Source organism: Exiguobacterium sp. s39 (genome assembly GCF_018618925.1).
In the GTDB taxonomy this organism is placed as follows: domain Bacteria; phylum Bacillota; class Bacilli; order Exiguobacteriales; family Exiguobacteriaceae; genus Exiguobacterium_A; species Exiguobacterium_A abrahamii.
In genome coordinates, this window is record NZ_JACSNA010000001.1 from 1799839 (window position 1) to 1814176 (window position 14338).

A 14338-nucleotide genomic window follows, 5' to 3' on the forward strand; every position below is an offset into this window, starting at 1 on the left:
TTAAAAGATTACGCCGGAATGGAAGATGACATTCGAGTACGGTGTCGCTTCTCCGGTCCGGATGATGACCTTCGCCTGCTGCGTCTGTTTCTTGAACTCTTCATGCGAGACGAACGTCGTCTCGATCTGCATGGCTTCCAGTTGCTCGAGGACGTCTGGATTCGCTTCCTTAATCTCCGTTGCCAGAGTCAGCTGTTCGATCGCCATGTCACCGGCGACGACACGGACGACGTCGAGGAAGGATGGTGTGCCGAGTTCCAGTGCTAAATCGATTCGTGCAACGCCGTCTGGAATCGGTAAGCCACAATCAGCGATGACGATCGTATCGGTATGACCGAGGTCGGTCAGGACTTTGCTGATATGACTGTTTAAGATACCGTGCTTCTTCATGCGTCTCCCTCCATCTGTTCCCGTGTCGGCATGCCGCCTTGAGCGCCGAGAGCGCGGATTGATAAGCCGGCTGCTCGGTTCGCGAAACGAATGGCTTCAACGAGCGGTTGTCCTTCCGTTAACGCGACGGCTAAGGCTCCGTTGAACGTATCCCCTGCTCCTGTCGTATCGACGACGGTCGTCTCGATCGCGGGAATCGTCACGATTGCCTCTCCGTCGTAGAAGCGTGCCCCGCGACTGCCTTCCGTCACGATCAATTTATTCGGGTATTCCATCAACCAATGTTCGATCGGTTGGTCTTGTCCGAAGATCAAACCACATTCATGTTCGTTTGGCGTTAAGTACGTGACGTGTTCAATCAATTCTGGACTGAGTGACATCGCCGGCGCTGGATTCAAGACGACTGGAATGCCGGCTGCATATGCTTCGCGAGCAACGGTCTCGACCGTTTCGATCGGAATCTCAAGCTGGAGTAAGATGATTTCACTGTCTGCAAGAATCGGTGCGAGTGTATCATCCGCAAATTGCACATGTTGATTGGCAGACTGAACGACGACGATCGAGTTATCGCCTTCAGCGAGCGTGATGTGTGCCGTTCCCGTCCGTTCGCCTTCAATCGTTTTCAAGTGCGTCGTCTGCACTCCTTGCGTCTTGAAGTTTTCGCGGATCGCGTCACCGTTTGCATCACTGCCGACGCAACCGATCATTTCGACCGTACTGCCGAGACGCGCGACCGCCACCGCTTGGTTCGCTCCCTTTCCGCCCGGTACGGTATGAAAGGCATCCCCGATGACCGTTTCGCCTGCGCCTGGACGGCGTTTACTTTCGACGACGAGATCCATCGAGATACTGCCGATGACACTGATTTGTTTCATACTTCCTCATCCTTCCGTTTCGTCGTTTCCCGTTCGATGATCTCAACCGTCAACTCATGATGAACGGCGGCAATCGGTGTGCCTTCAATCCGTTGAATCAAGAGTTTCGCAGCTAGTTCTCCCATTTGATAGATCGGCTGCGCAATCGTCGTCAACGGTGGTGAAATCATTTGTCCGAGTTCGATGCCGTCATAGCCGATCACTTGTAGCTCGTCCGGAATCGTGATCCCGCGTTCCGCAGCGACTTGCACCGTTGCTGCGGCAATGACATCACTCGCGGCAAAGATCCCGTTGCAATGATAGTGATCAAACAGATAGTTTGCTGCATCGAGCGCCCCTTGAAAGTGGAACGGTGACTCGATGCTTGCAACGAGATGCGTTCCGGCAATCTCTTCGAAGCCATCCCGTCGTTTCTTGATCGTCGGGAGTTTCGATGGACCACTGATGACGGCCAGTTCCGTCGCACCAGATGCAAGTAAAAATGATGCCGCCTTCTTCCCGCCTTCGTATCCGTTTGAGGTCACCGTCGGAATCGCTCCTTGTAACACACGGTCTAACGCTACGACCGGCACTTCGAGTTCTTCATAGTTCGGATTGTTCGAGTAGTTCGTCGTGATGATCAATCCGTCGACGTGCATCGCCTCGAGTGACTTGATATATTCGCGTTCTTTCTGAAACTGTTCGTCTGTGTTACACAAAATGACCTGAAAACCATGTTGATGTGCCATATCTTCCACAGCCCGCGCGAGTTGTGGGAAGAACGGGTTCGTGATGTCTGGAACGATCAAACCAATCAGTCCGGACCGTTTTTGGAACAACGATCGCGCGACCCGATTCGGTCGATAATCCAACTGTTTGATTGCCTGAAGCACCGCCTTACGCGATTTCTCACTGACATAACCCTTTTCGTTCATGACGCGTGAGACCGTCGCGACGGAGACATGTGCCGCTTTCGCTACTTCCCGGATGGTCGACATGTTTCGCCACCTCTTTCTTTTGATAACGCTTACAAGAATCATCATATTGTGTAACCGGTTACACATCAATCTTTTTTCTTTAAAATATATTTTATTTTTTTCGAGTCCTTGGATTGGACCATAAAAAAAGAAGCCTGACACCGCATCAGACTTACGATCATTCCATATGATCATGCACGAATCATATCTTAAATAAAGACGATCAATGAGAGACCAATCAAAATATTAATGAATCCTAATCCGTCGGTCGCTTTCGTGTACAGTGACGGTTTATCTTTTTTGACGCTGTCATTCAGGAACATCAATGTCACGGCAATGACGGTCGTGATGCCGAGTGGCGCATTTAAAAAACTATCGGAATACGTAAATAAGTTATTCGTAATATAGAGACTATTTAAGACAGATAAACCAAACAACACTTTATGCACGAAACTCACTCCTATAATCATCAGGATCTTACGAAACCAACTAAGATCTGATTTCGCTCTCCCTCTATTATAGAATATTCTTCCAGTTACTCTCCCTTACACTATTGAAAGAAAGTATTTGGATGCATACACAAATACACCGCAAGACAGCGTCACGCCATCTTACGTTGTATTTCTTGTCCTCTCAGTAGCACGTTAGGTTAGATTGTTGATTTCCGAAAAAGACGGAAACTCCTGCGGGAAGAGCGGAATAGGTAAGACCCCGCAGGAGCACACGCGACAAGGAGACTTGCCTTCCGTCCGCGGAAAGCGACGTCTTGGACGGAAATTCATGAACAATCGGAGTCTAACTGACAAGACTTTCATCTCTTTGCTTTCCCGGCTCTTTTTCGCTCCACGAACAAACGTCGAATCAAAGCAACAATGAACGCAACAATTGCTAGCGGCTCAAATAAATAAATCAATAGGAACGTGACATCGATGACGGCATCCTCCGGATTATAACGGATGATATAGAGCGCACCGGGTAAGATGGCAATCAGTCCGCCAATTCCGAGTGCCGTTCCCAAAATCAGACTCTGACGTGAAAATCGGCTCGTGATTTGATACAAACCGATGAATAGTATGAGTTCCGTAAAATAGATGAGGCGCAACGGGATGTCACCAATCGACGTATCAAGCCCTAAAAACAAAAACCGAAATAGCATGTCGATTCCCCCTTCCCTCTAGTTCTACCCCGAACAGCGTCCTCGTAATGCTTCATTTCCAGTTTCCCTGCATATCCTCGCTTCAATTAGGGAATAGCTAGAGAGTTACAGTCACATACAGAGAGTTGGGATCGGATGAAAGAAGAACACTCGATGAGGGTCGTCAGTTGTCTGAATGATTATTTCGAACGTCATCAGCAGCCTCTTCAAGTCGACCTATTGCGGGGGCTACCGCCGATCGTATTATTATTACGCGACGATGCGAAGCGCGCCTTTCCAAAGGAAGCGAACCTGCATGATGAATTATTACAGGATATTAAGCGTCTCGTTCAAGAATGTCTGGAGCCGGATACACTACGTGAACTTGGAATCGATGTAGATCTCCCAGATTTTTTCGTGACCCGTGCACCCCTTCATTCCCCTCATCATTATCTCGTTACGTTTATTGAAGATTGATTTCATATTAAAAAGTAGCTATTTCTTCCATCACGTGCACGTGTTTGCGTGAAAGAAGAAATAGCTGCTTTTTTATAGACGTAAAAAACCGGTAGAGCCGAAGCACTACCGGTTATACTTCTATGAAGAAGATTCCTTAATTCTCGACCTCAAGAATCGCTTCGATTTCGGCTTCTACTTCTTTGTTGACCATTTGTGAACGTTTTTTTCGTAACTCCAGATCCATTTCCTGATCGATGAAATGGTTCGTATGTTTATCAAAACAATCAAAACAAATCGGATAAAAGTCTTTTGCTTCTTTGTTCAATGAGTTGAATTCCCACGTATCGAGTTCCAAGTAACTGACTTGGTTGTTCGTTTCAGTTCCACAGATTTCACACTTCATGTTCATTGCCTCCTTAGACGTCGAGATTCGCTTTTTCGAGTTGGCGTTCCTGACGTTCCTTGATGCGCTTCAAACGTCCGTGATACTTCATGATGTTCGCTTGAGATTGTTTCGCTTCGTCAGTTGTCGGTTCTAAATCAGCGATGCCCCAGAATTTGACGACGACGTCTAATACTTGGTCGAAGTATTGGAGTGGTCCATAGTTCGTATCAACAGCAATCGTCTTCATGCGTTCCGTAAAATCAGGCATGACAGCACCTGGCATCGAGAAGTTGATGATGACGTCTTCGAAGAAGACGATGAAGTTCGGGTCAAGCTCTAGGTGTGCTTTGACCGTGTCACGATAGAACGCATAATGCAGTGCTTCGTCCTTCGCTAGACGACGGAGTAGCGTTGCCAAATCCTTGTCATGCGCCCCTGCGATTTTCGCCACGTTGTTATAAAAGACAAGTGTCGCTAACTCTTGCAGTGACGTATATGCCATCGTCGCTAGCGGGTTCGTGAAGTCCGGGAACCAGCCGTTCTCAACGACGCGTCTTCTTAACTGATGGAGTCGCGTTGGATTGACGTTTCGCGTGACGAGTAAATACGTCTCGAGTAAGTTCGAGTGCTGGTCTTCTTCTGCTGTCCATGTCCGGACGAAGTCATTGATGACTTCCATCGAGTTCTTGAATGTATAGTCTAAGTGTGACGTATACCATGGTAAGTTGACTTCTGTCAGTAATGCCGTCTCGATTGCTACGATAACACCTTCTGGAAGCGTGACTTGGCTCTCATCCCAAGGAACGCGTTTAAACGACATCGCCTTATCCCATGGAATGAACTCGTGGTAGCTCCAGTCAATATTAGCTGAACGTTCCTTATGCAGTCGATATAACTCTTGAATACGTGGTTCTAAACGGATATCTAAATCTGAATTTAACATGATCGTATCTCCTTTAAACGTATTTTTCACCTTCATTGATTAGGGTGTAATTAATCGCTATAACTATTTAATTTGCACTTATTTATGAGTATAACATTTTAGCCGTCTAATGAGATAAATCAATTTTTTGACAGTTCATTTTAGTTTTGATGACAAAAGGGATTTTCGCGTTTGACATCGCTTGATATGTAAAAAAACCTCCTATCCGTGTGTACGTATCACACGAATAGGAGGTTTTCCTTATAGCTTGTTCAAACAATCAACCTGAAATTACTTCTTGAGGTTGTAGAATGATTTGATTCCGTCGTAGACAGCAACGTCTGAAAGCATGTCTTCGATGCGGAGAAGTTGGTTGTATTTCGCGATACGGTCTGTACGTGAAAGTGAACCCGTTTTGATTTGACCAGCGTTTGTCGCAACAGCGATGTCAGCGATCGTTGAATCTTCAGTTTCACCAGAACGGTGAGAAACGACAGCTGTGTAACCAGCTTTTTTAGCCATTTCGATTGCGTCGAATGTTTCAGTCAACGTACCGATTTGGTTAACTTTGATGAGGATCGAGTTCGCGATGCCTTTTTCGATACCTTCAGCAAGTTTCTCAGTGTTCGTTACGAACAAGTCATCCCCAACGAGTTGGACTTTGTGTCCGATACGATCTGTAAGAAGTTTGTGACCATCCCAGTCGTTTTCGTCACAGCCATCTTCGATTGAGATGATTGGGTATTTGTCAACGAGTTGTGCGTAGAATTCAACAAGCTCTTCTGTTGAGAGGACTTTGCCTTCGCCAGCGAGGTTGTATGTTCCAGCTGCTTTATCGTAGAACTCAGAAGAAGCGACGTCCATTGCCAGGTAAACATCTTCGCCTGCTTTGTAGCCAGCTTTTTCGATTGCTTCAAGGATAACTGTGATTGCTTCTTCGTTTGATTTCAAGTTTGGAGCGAATCCACCCTCGTCACCAACTGCTGTGTTAAGACCCATTCCGCTAAGAACTGATTTCAACGCGTGGAAGATTTCAGCACCCATACGAAGTGCTTCTTTGAATGTTGGAGCACCGACAGGCATGATCATGAACTCTTGGAAGTCCACGTTGTTGTCTGCGTGTGATCCACCGTTGATGATGTTCATCATTGGAGTTGGTAATGTTTTCGCGTTAAATCCACCGAGGTATGTGTAGAGTGGAAGACCAAGCTCATCTGCAGCAGCACGTGCAGCAGCCATAGAAACACCAAGGATTGCGTTAGCACCGAAGTTACCTTTGTTTTTCGTACCGTCGAGATCGATCATCTTTTTGTCGATTCCAGCTTGGTCGAAGACATCGTAACCGATGATTTCTGGTGCGATTTTTTCGTTGACGTTGTCAACAGCTTTCAAAACACCTTTTCCGAGGTAACGTGCTTTGTCGCCATCACGGAGTTCGACTGCTTCGTGCTCACCAGTTGATGCACCTGATGGTACGAGTGCGCGACCGAAACCGCCATCTTCTGTATAAACTTCTACTTCTACTGTTGGGTTACCGCGTGAATCAAGAATCTCGCGTGCGTAAATCTCTGTAATCATTGACATTTAAATTCGCTCCTTTTGTGTGTAAGAAATATGTGGTGTAGCTACTTCGATCGACGGGATTATTTCTTCAAAACGATCGATTTACCAGTCATCTCTGCTGGTTGGTCTGCTCCGAGGAGATCAAGGACCGTTGGTGCGAGATCAGCGAGTGCACCTGTGAGTGGTTCAAGGAGTTCAACGTCCTCGACCGTCACGATACATGGAACGGGTTCTGTCGTATGCGCCGTCATCTTACTGCCGTCCGCATTGAGGACTTTATCCGCGTTCCCGTGGTCAGCCGTGATGACTGCCGCGCCGCCTTTGCTGAGAATCAAGTCAACGACTTTCCCAAGACACTCATCGACAGCTTCGATCGCCCTTTTCGTCGGCTCGAGCATACCCGAGTGACCGACCATATCCGGGTTAGCGAAGTTGAGGATGATCGCGTCGTGTTTGTCCGAGTTGATTGCGTCGACGAGGGCATCTGTGACTTCATAGACGCTCATCTCCGGTTTCAAGTCGTATGTCGCGACTTTTGGTGAAGGGATCAAGATCCGATCTTCCCCTTCGTATGGTTCTTCACGTTGTCCGTTGAAGAAGAACGTGACGTGCGGATACTTTTCCGTTTCCGCGATGCGTAGCTGTTTGAGACCTTGTTTTGACAATGTCTCACCAAGCGTGTTCTTGATGTCTTCAGGCGGGAAGACGATGTCCGTATCAATCGCATCCGAGTACTTCGTCATTGAGACGAGTAGCAGGTTCTTCGGTGCGTTGTCTGGAATTTCGAAGCCGTTGAAGCCACCTTTTTCTTTGTAGACTTTCGAAAGCTGAATCGCACGGTCAGGACGATAGTTGAAGAACACGATCGCATCGTTATCGTGGATCGGTGCGACTGGCGTACCGTCTTCCTGCACGACAACAGTTGGTTCGATGAACTCATCCGTTACGTCTTGTTTGTACGAAGCTTCAACCATGCCGATTGGATCCTTCGTCGTCGGACCTTCACCGAACGTGATGGCGTCATAGACTTTCTTGACGCGTTCCCAACGGTTATCGCGATCCATCGCATAGTAGCGACCAGAGATACTCGCGAATTGTCCAACATTCAATTCATCCATCTTCGCTTGCGCGTCACGGAGGAAACCAGCGCCCGATTGTGGGTCGCAGTCACGACCGTCCGTGAAAGCATGGAGGTAGACTTTTTCGATTTCGTGAAGTTTCGCGAATTCGAGCACCGCATATAAGTGGTTGATGTGACTGTGGATTCCACCGTCAGAGACCAAACCGAAGATATGAAGCGCTGAACCGTATTTCTTCACGTGACCTGCCGCATCGTTCATCGCTTGACGCGAGAAGAACGAGCGATCCTTGACCGCGTTGTTGATTCGGGATAGCGATTGATAGACGACGCGACCTGCACCGATGTTCAGGTGACCCACTTCTGAGTTCCCCATTTGACCTTCAGGCAAACCGACGTATTCGCCTTTCGCATTCAACAACGTATGCGGGTATTGACCCCAGTAACGGTCGAAGTTCGGTTTGTTTGCCGCCGTAACGGCATTTCCGAACTCCTCGTCACGCATACCAAAACCATCAAGGATGATCAGTGCGACTGGACGTTTTTTCATTTAAATCGCCTCCAACAGTTTGAGGAACGATCCTGTCTCAAGACTTGCACCGCCGACGAGCGCGCCGTCGATGTCTGGTTGAGCCATATATTCTTTGATGTTTTCCGGTTTGACGCTACCACCGTATTGGATGCGGACAGCTTTTGCTGCTTCAGCACCAAATTCAGCTGCAACGACGTCACGGACGAATTTACAAGAATCTTGTGCATCTTGTTCTGTCGCTGATTTACCTGTTCCGATTGCCCAGACAGGCTCGTAAGCGACGACGAGATTTTTCACTTGGTCGACAGTAAGACCTTTGAGGCTGTTTGCTGTCTGTTCGCGGATGACGTCTTCGAACTTGCCGCCTTCACGCTCTTCCAGTGTTTCACCTACACAAACGATTGGAACGAGACCGTGCTCGAACGCTTTTTTCGCTTTGCTGTTGATGAACGCATCTGTTTCGCCGAAGTACTCACGACGCTCAGAGTGACCGAGGATGACGTATGTCACGTCGAGTTCTTTGAGCATGAGCGGGCTGATTTCACCAGTGAACGCACCGCTCTCTTTGTCGTACATGTTTTGAGCACCGATCTTAAGATCCGTACCAGCTGCTGCTTCTGTCAAGTGTGCCAAGAATACTGCTGGCGCACAGACGGCTGCGTCGACTGTCGTCGAAGCAGGTACAGCTCCTTTGACTTCCTCAACGAATGCGACTGCATCCTTGAGCGTCAGATTCATCTTCCAGTTACCTGCGATAATTGGTTTACGCATTGAGAAACACTCCCTTGTGAACTTAGATTACTTGTCGTTTAGCGCTTCGACACCAGGAAGAGCTTTCCCTTCCATGAATTCGAGACTTGCTCCACCACCTGTAGAGATGTGGCTCATTTTGTCAGCAAGACCGAATTTCTCTGCCGCAGCAGCTGAGTCGCCACCGCCGATGATTGAGTACGCATCGCTGTCCGCAAGAGCTTGCGCGACACCTTTTGTACCGTTTGCGTATTTATCGAGTTCGAATACGCCCATCGGTCCGTTCCAGACGACGAGTTTCGAGTTCTTGATTGCCTCTGCATAGAGTTCAACCGTTTTTGGACCGATATCAAGTGACATGTGATCGGCTGGGATCTCTGTGATGTCACGTGGTCCGACATATGTTTCTTCTCCGAATTCCTTCGTGATGACGCAGTCGATTGGCATGAGGAACTTAACGCCTTTTTCTTCTGCTTTCTTCATGAATTCCTTCGCTTGGTCGATTTTATCGACCTCAAGAAGTGAAGTACCGACTTCGATACCACGAGCTGTGAGGAACGTGTACGATAAGCCGCCACCGATGATCAACGTATCGACGATGTCGAGTAAGTGATCGATGACACCGATTTTGTCCGCTACTTTCGAACCACCGATGATTGCCGTGAACGGGCGATCTGGGTTAGAAAGAGCTTTACCGAGAACTTGAAGTTCTTTTTCGATGAGAAGACCGGCAACTGCTGTGTCGACATGGTGTGCGATACCTTCTGTCGATGCGTGTGCACGGTGTGCTGCGCCGAACGCGTCGTTGACGAAGACGTCAGCGAGTTTCGCGAATCCTTTAGCGAGCTCTTCGTCATTTTTCGTTTCACCAGGGTAGAAGCGAACGTTCTCTAAGACGACGACATCGCCGTTTTCGAGTTTGCTGACTGCTTCTTCTGCAACTGGACCGTATGCTTCTTCAACGAGCTTGATGTCTTTACCAAGCAATTCGCTGAGGCGTGCTACGACTGGTGCAAGTGAGAACTCAGGGTTCTTTTCGCCTTTTGGACGACCCATGTGGCTAGCGAGAATGACTTTTGCTCCACCGTCGATCAAGTGTTTGATCGTTGGGAGTGCAGCACGGATCCGTGTGTCATCCGTGATTTTACCGTCTTCCAACGGTACGTTGAAATCCACGCGTGTAAATACGCGTTTTCCTTGTACATCGATGTCGCGAATCGATTTCTTATTCATACATTCGTCCTCCGTCTCTTACGTATAGTGAGGGGCGAATGCCCCTCCCGCTTTTTTCCGCAATAAGAGCGGAGACTGATATCGTTTCCGCTCTTATTCAATTGCTATTTAATTGCTCGAATTACTTAGCGATTTCTGCGAAGTGTTTGAGTGTACGAACGAGTTGGCTAGTGTAAGACATTTCGTTGTCATACCAAGCAACTGTTTTAACGAGTTGTTTGTCGCCGACTGTCATGACTTTAGTTTGTGTTGCATCGAAGAGTGATCCGTAAGAGATACCAACGATGTCAGAAGAAACGATTTCGTCTTCAGTGTAACCGTAAGACTCGTTAGCAGCTGCTTTCATTGCTGCGTTGATTTCTTCTACAGAAACTTTTTTGTCGAGTACAGTTACGAGCTCAGTGAGTGAACCTGTAGCGACTGGTACACGTTGTGCAGATCCGTCAAGTTTACCTTGAAGTTCTGGAAGAACGAGACCGATTGCTTTTGCAGCACCAGTTGAGTTAGGAACGATGTTTGCTGCTGCCGCACGTGCACGACGGAAGTCACCTTTAGGGTGTGGAGCGTCGAGTGTGTTTTGGTCACCAGTGTAAGCGTGGATCGTAGTCATGAGACCTTCAACGATTCCGAACTGATCTTGGAGAACTTTAGCCATTGGCGCGAGACAGTTTGTAGTACATGAAGCACCAGAGATAACTGTTTCAGTTCCGTCAAGGATTTCGTGGTTCGTGTTGAAGACGACTGTTTTCATGTCGCCAGTTGCAGGTGCAGAGATAACGACTTTTTTAGCGCCAGCTTTCAAGTGAAGCTCAGCTTTTTCTTTGTCTGTGAAGAAACCAGTACATTCGAGAACGATGTCAACACCGAGCTCGCCCCATGGGAGTTCTTCTGGGTTGCGGTTAGCAAGTGTTTTGATTTCTTTACCGTTGACGAGGAAGTAACCGTCGTGTACTTCAACTTCGCCGTCGAAACGACCTTGAGTCGTATCATATTTGAGAAGGTGTGCAAGCATTTTAGTGTCTGTAAGGTCGTTGATCGCGACTACTTCGATTCCATCGAATTGAAGAATTTGACGAAGTGCCAAACGTCCGATACGTCCAAATCCGTTAATACCAACTTTTACTGCCATGATAATTTTCCTCCTTTTAATGTAAAGCGAGTTATCTATTATTCAAAAGGGGGTTACCCTTTCAAAATCGAAGCTGCTGCGCCTTCATCCGTAATCAGGATGATGTCTGGCGACTGTTTGACATAGGCGTTGATCGCTTCTGCCTTCGAATGACCACCTGCGACGACGATGACGTGTTCGACTTGCTTCAAGTCAGCCAGTTGGAGACCAACCGTCTTGACCCGGTGCACGATGTTCCCGTCTCGGTCGAAGTAATATCCGAATGCTTCAGCTACTGCCTGTTCATGTTCCAGTCGGGTCAGGAGATCCTCAGACGCGCGACGACGTTTTGCCATCGTTTTCGCCTCACCAATTCCATGTACCACGATTGAAGCACCTTTAATCATTTGAAGCACATTTTTTATGCTCGGCTCTTCAATCATCTTGACGAAAGTCTCTGTGCTGACCATGTCTGGGATGTGAAGCAGATGATAATCACTTTGAGCGCGTGACGCCATCCGTGAGCATACTGTGTTCGCTTGTAATTCGAGCGTTTCTCCTAGTCCTCCGCGTGCCGGAACGAACGTCATCGGACGGTGTTCCTTGTCTGGCGACATCATCGCCGCGACGGATGCCATCGTCGTACCGCCTGTGACAGCGATCGTATTGTGATGGTCTGAAGAAAGCTCTCGTTTGAGTCGTGCGACGGTCGCCCGCCCCATGTCTCGTTGTACCCAGAAGGTCTCATCGGAATCACCCGGTACGATGACGACGTCCCGTACTCCGAGTCTCTCTTTCAAGGCTTTCGCCATGTCTGAGATCCCTGCGAGTTCTCCCATGATGCTGTGCATGCTGCGAAGAACGTTTCGTCCTTCATCCGTCAAGGACATCCCTTGCGTCGCGACCTCTAGGAGGTCTTGCTGCTTCAAGAAGTCGACTTCCCGCCGTAAGACGCGTTCCGTCAAGCCAAGGCTTGTCGCAAGCGTACGTCGTCCGATCGGTTGCATCAGTCGTACGTAATGAAGGATGTCGTAGCGTGTCTGCATTTCTTCGATCAGATCAGGCACGATTCGTTTTTGGATCTGGACTAACTGCCGAATCATGTATTTCCCTCTCCTCTCAAGTAGCTGGACGCTTTCTGTCCCGCATGTCATAACGTGTCCCACTTGGTACACCGTTATCATAACAGTCCATTTCTCGCCTTGCAAGTCTCGTTTCTCAAGTTTTTTGAAGTAAGCGGTTTCTTATCGTTTCCGTCTCGAATTTGCCATAACTCCAGATTTCCTCGTCATGCATGACGACCGGAATCTCGTATAAGAACCGTAGACTGAGCGCTTCATCCTGATCGATGTTGACTTCCTCGAACGTCCATTCCGGAAACTCATCGAGTACGAAGTCGAGTAAGATGGCGGCCTCTTCACATAGCGTACATCCCGGACGTGAATAGAGTGTTAAGTGTCTGTGTCTTTTTAATCCCATTCTGATTGCGCCTTCCTTTGCTGCATCGTTTTTTTCGTTAAACCAAGCGCTGCCCGGTACTTCGCGACCGTCCGTCGCGCGACTGTCAGACCGTCTGCTTGCAGACGATCCGTCAATTGCTGATCACTTAACGGACGATCGCTGTGTTGAATGTATTCGGCGATCCGCCGTTTAATCAAAAAACTCGAATCTCCGCTTGTCGTCCGTGAGACGAACAAGTCTTCTAAAGCAACGAGACCATGGACCGTCTCGACATACTTCTCAGCAATCGCTCGACCAATCGTTGACGGATGATGTCCCGTCGCCTCAGCGACTTGTTTTTTCGTCAGTGGCTCAAGATGCAGTTCTCCCTTGAACCAGCGTTCTTGTCGCTCAAGCAAGACCGAGAGGATGGCATGCATCGTGACGCGACGTCTTTCGTACGCGCGCAAAAAAGGCGTTGCCTCTTTTAATCCGAGCCACGTCTGATCCGTGTCGAGTGTCATCCAGTCGATTTGAAGTTTTCCATCTAACAGGTGAATCCGCGCTTCTGCCATGACCAATCGTTCTTCTTTTGGAAGGTCCGGTGTCCGGCTCAGCCGCGTCAATCGTTTTCGCAACCGCGCTCGATCCTGTTCACTGAACTGCGCGAACACCTGACTCGCCGGTTCATGTCGCAACCGAGCCGTTAGTCCGATCAATTCCGCGTCGTCTAGCTCGATCGCCTGTAACCATTGACACTCGCGCTCCGAGCGGGCAGCGATTCCGACTGGTTCACATTGTTGTAAGAGTGTCCGTGCTTCTGTAATCGTTGCAACATCGGTCGAGAAGGATGCAGCGAGCTGCTCGTCCGATGTCCGCAATAAACCGTCCGCTTCTAAATACACGATGAGTTGTTCCGCCATATATCCTATTTCCTGTCTGACTGATTCTAAACGTATTTGTGCAAGAAGCTCGTCTTCATAGGATGCCAAATGTCCTGCCATCTGCTCGACCTCTAGCGAAACCTGATTCGGGTAATGACGATGCAACCGTCGTTTCAACCGTCGCCATTCCTCCTCGAGCTCAGCTGCTGGTTGCTCAAGTACATGTAACTGATATTGTTGTGACGCCGATAACGTCATCTGTTGCGTCTGTTCCTGGCGTTGATCCATCGATTCCCCCTCCTCCACTTCTTATTATAGAAGAAACGTTTTGAAAAACATGCTCTGAACCCTTCTCGAACCGCTCAGGAAAAGAAAAGTCATCCTTCCCTATTGCTTTTCTGAAAAAATGTCGCTATACTATTAATTGTTCAGTACATCAGATGCACCCGTAGCTCAGGGGATAGAGCACTGGTTTCCGGTACCAGGTGTCGGGAGTTCGAATCTCTCCGGGTGTACCATTTATTCAACCACAAGGCAATGCCAGCAATGGCGTTGCCTTTTTTCTATATTGATATGTTTCATTTGCCCTTGTAATGGAAAAATACCTAAAAGTCGCATCGTATCTTTT

Annotated in this window: 16 protein-coding genes and 1 tRNA gene; 2 read left to right on the forward strand and 15 right to left on the reverse strand. The window is 48.2% G+C overall.

The window, feature by feature from the left end; genetic code table 11:
- The 5 genes from rbsD to KNQ11_RS09455 form a co-directional block, all read right to left on the reverse strand.
- The gene (gene rbsD, locus KNQ11_RS09435; RefSeq protein ID WP_214771271.1) at positions 1 to 390 is read right to left on the reverse strand and encodes a D-ribose pyranase; all 390 of its coding nucleotides are present in this window, start codon (positions 388 to 390) and stop codon (positions 1 to 3) included.
- Complete coding sequence (rbsK, locus tag KNQ11_RS09440; protein WP_214771284.1) at positions 387 to 1265, reverse strand: ribokinase; 879 nt, start codon at positions 1263 to 1265, stop codon at positions 387 to 389. The genes rbsD and rbsK overlap by 4 nt, the downstream gene beginning before the upstream one ends.
- Complete coding sequence (locus KNQ11_RS09445) at positions 1262 to 2242, reverse strand: LacI family DNA-binding transcriptional regulator (protein WP_214771288.1); 981 nt, start codon at positions 2240 to 2242, stop codon at positions 1262 to 1264. The genes rbsK and KNQ11_RS09445 overlap by 4 nt, the downstream gene beginning before the upstream one ends.
- A 188-nt stretch (positions 2243 to 2430) precedes the next feature.
- Positions 2431 to 2670: a hypothetical protein gene (locus KNQ11_RS09450; RefSeq protein ID WP_029342472.1), complete on the reverse strand. Its 240-nt coding sequence runs from the start codon at positions 2668 to 2670 to the stop codon at positions 2431 to 2433.
- A gap of 362 nt (positions 2671 to 3032) precedes the next feature.
- Positions 3033 to 3377: a hypothetical protein gene (locus KNQ11_RS09455; RefSeq protein ID WP_058704563.1), complete on the reverse strand. Its 345-nt coding sequence runs from the start codon at positions 3375 to 3377 to the stop codon at positions 3033 to 3035.
- 135 nt (positions 3378 to 3512) lie between these two features.
- On the opposite strand from KNQ11_RS09455, the gene KNQ11_RS09460 reads away from it, so the two are divergent.
- The gene (locus KNQ11_RS09460) at positions 3513 to 3833 is read left to right on the forward strand and encodes a hypothetical protein (RefSeq protein ID WP_029342474.1); all 321 of its coding nucleotides are present in this window, start codon (positions 3513 to 3515) and stop codon (positions 3831 to 3833) included.
- 136 nt (positions 3834 to 3969) lie between these two features.
- On the opposite strand, the gene KNQ11_RS09465 is transcribed toward KNQ11_RS09460, so the two are convergent.
- From KNQ11_RS09465 to KNQ11_RS09510, 10 genes are all read right to left on the reverse strand, one after another.
- Positions 3970 to 4218, reverse strand: a complete 249-nt coding sequence (locus KNQ11_RS09465; RefSeq protein ID WP_231925650.1) for a hypothetical protein — start codon at positions 4216 to 4218, stop codon at positions 3970 to 3972.
- Positions 4219 to 4231: 13 nt separating this feature from the next.
- Positions 4232 to 5143, reverse strand: coding sequence for an acyl-ACP desaturase (locus tag KNQ11_RS09470; RefSeq protein ID WP_149427767.1), 912 nt, complete (start codon positions 5141 to 5143; stop codon positions 4232 to 4234).
- 270 nt (positions 5144 to 5413) lie between these two features.
- On the reverse strand, positions 5414 to 6706 hold the full coding sequence (eno, locus tag KNQ11_RS09475) for a phosphopyruvate hydratase (RefSeq protein WP_023469213.1): 1293 nt from the start codon (positions 6704 to 6706) through the stop codon (positions 5414 to 5416).
- Between the two features lie 59 nt (positions 6707 to 6765).
- Positions 6766 to 8313 (reverse strand): 2,3-bisphosphoglycerate-independent phosphoglycerate mutase, encoded by a 1548-nt coding sequence (gene gpmI, locus KNQ11_RS09480; RefSeq protein WP_214771291.1) that lies wholly within the window; start codon positions 8311 to 8313, stop codon positions 6766 to 6768.
- Entirely contained in the window at positions 8314 to 9066 is a 753-nt protein-coding gene (gene tpiA / locus KNQ11_RS09485) for a triose-phosphate isomerase (RefSeq protein ID WP_214771294.1), read from the reverse strand.
- Positions 9067 to 9093: 27 nt separating this feature from the next.
- Positions 9094 to 10278 (reverse strand): phosphoglycerate kinase, encoded by a 1185-nt coding sequence (locus tag KNQ11_RS09490; protein WP_035396304.1) that lies wholly within the window; start codon positions 10276 to 10278, stop codon positions 9094 to 9096.
- Positions 10279 to 10399: 121 nt separating this feature from the next.
- Positions 10400 to 11407 carry a type I glyceraldehyde-3-phosphate dehydrogenase gene (gene gap, locus KNQ11_RS09495; RefSeq protein ID WP_035409970.1) on the reverse strand — a complete coding sequence of 336 codons (1008 nt, stop codon included), beginning with the start codon at positions 11405 to 11407 and terminating at the stop codon, positions 10400 to 10402.
- A gap of 53 nt (positions 11408 to 11460) precedes the next feature.
- A complete protein-coding gene (locus tag KNQ11_RS09500) occupies positions 11461 to 12489 on the reverse strand; it encodes a sugar-binding transcriptional regulator (protein WP_023469218.1) in 1029 nt (342 codons plus the stop codon).
- A gap of 115 nt (positions 12490 to 12604) precedes the next feature.
- Complete coding sequence (locus tag KNQ11_RS09505) at positions 12605 to 12865, reverse strand: glutaredoxin family protein (RefSeq protein WP_023469219.1); 261 nt, start codon at positions 12863 to 12865, stop codon at positions 12605 to 12607.
- Positions 12856 to 13998: an RNA polymerase factor sigma-54 gene (locus KNQ11_RS09510; RefSeq protein ID WP_214771297.1), complete on the reverse strand. Its 1143-nt coding sequence runs from the start codon at positions 13996 to 13998 to the stop codon at positions 12856 to 12858. The genes KNQ11_RS09505 and KNQ11_RS09510 overlap by 10 nt, the downstream gene beginning before the upstream one ends.
- 154 nt (positions 13999 to 14152) lie before the next feature.
- On the opposite strand from KNQ11_RS09510, the gene KNQ11_RS09515 reads away from it, so the two are divergent.
- Positions 14153 to 14228: transfer RNA gene (locus KNQ11_RS09515), tRNA-Arg, on the forward strand.
- Positions 14229 to 14338: the final 110 nt, after the last annotated feature.

Bases quoted from the DNA above. Each gene is read 5' to 3' on its own strand.
- KNQ11_RS09490 (WP_035396304.1), bottom strand. From the start codon at position 10,278: ATGAATAAGAAATCGATTCGCGACATCGATGTACAAGGAAAACGCGTA.
- KNQ11_RS09500 (WP_023469218.1), bottom strand. From the start codon at position 12,489: ATGATTCGGCAGTTAGTCCAGATCCAAAAACGAATCGTGCCTGATCTG.
- tpiA (WP_214771294.1), bottom strand. From the start codon at position 9,066: ATGCGTAAACCAATTATCGCAGGTAACTGGAAGATGAATCTGACGCTC.
- KNQ11_RS09445 (WP_214771288.1), bottom strand. From the start codon at position 2,242: ATGTCGACCATCCGGGAAGTAGCGAAAGCGGCACATGTCTCCGTCGCG.
- eno (WP_023469213.1), bottom strand. From the start codon at position 6,706: ATGTCAATGATTACAGAGATTTACGCACGCGAGATTCTTGATTCACGC.
- gap (WP_035409970.1), bottom strand. From the start codon at position 11,407: ATGGCAGTAAAAGTTGGTATTAACGGATTTGGACGTATCGGACGTTTG.
- KNQ11_RS09465 (WP_231925650.1), bottom strand. From the start codon at position 4,218: ATGAAGTGTGAAATCTGTGGAACTGAAACGAACAACCAAGTCAGTTAC.
- KNQ11_RS09455 (WP_058704563.1), bottom strand. From the start codon at position 3,377: ATGCTATTTCGGTTTTTGTTTTTAGGGCTTGATACGTCGATTGGTGAC.
- rbsD (WP_214771271.1), bottom strand. From the start codon at position 390: ATGAAGAAGCACGGTATCTTAAACAGTCATATCAGCAAAGTCCTGACC.
- KNQ11_RS09470 (WP_149427767.1), bottom strand. From the start codon at position 5,143: ATGTTAAATTCAGATTTAGATATCCGTTTAGAACCACGTATTCAAGAG.
- KNQ11_RS09505 (WP_023469219.1), bottom strand. From the start codon at position 12,865: ATGGGATTAAAAAGACACAGACACTTAACACTCTATTCACGTCCGGGA.
- gpmI (WP_214771291.1), bottom strand. From the start codon at position 8,313: ATGAAAAAACGTCCAGTCGCACTGATCATCCTTGATGGTTTTGGTATG.
- rbsK (WP_214771284.1), bottom strand. From the start codon at position 1,265: ATGAAACAAATCAGTGTCATCGGCAGTATCTCGATGGATCTCGTCGTC.
- KNQ11_RS09510 (WP_214771297.1), bottom strand. From the start codon at position 13,998: ATGGATCAACGCCAGGAACAGACGCAACAGATGACGTTATCGGCGTCA.
- KNQ11_RS09460 (WP_029342474.1), top strand. From the start codon at position 3,513: ATGAAAGAAGAACACTCGATGAGGGTCGTCAGTTGTCTGAATGATTAT.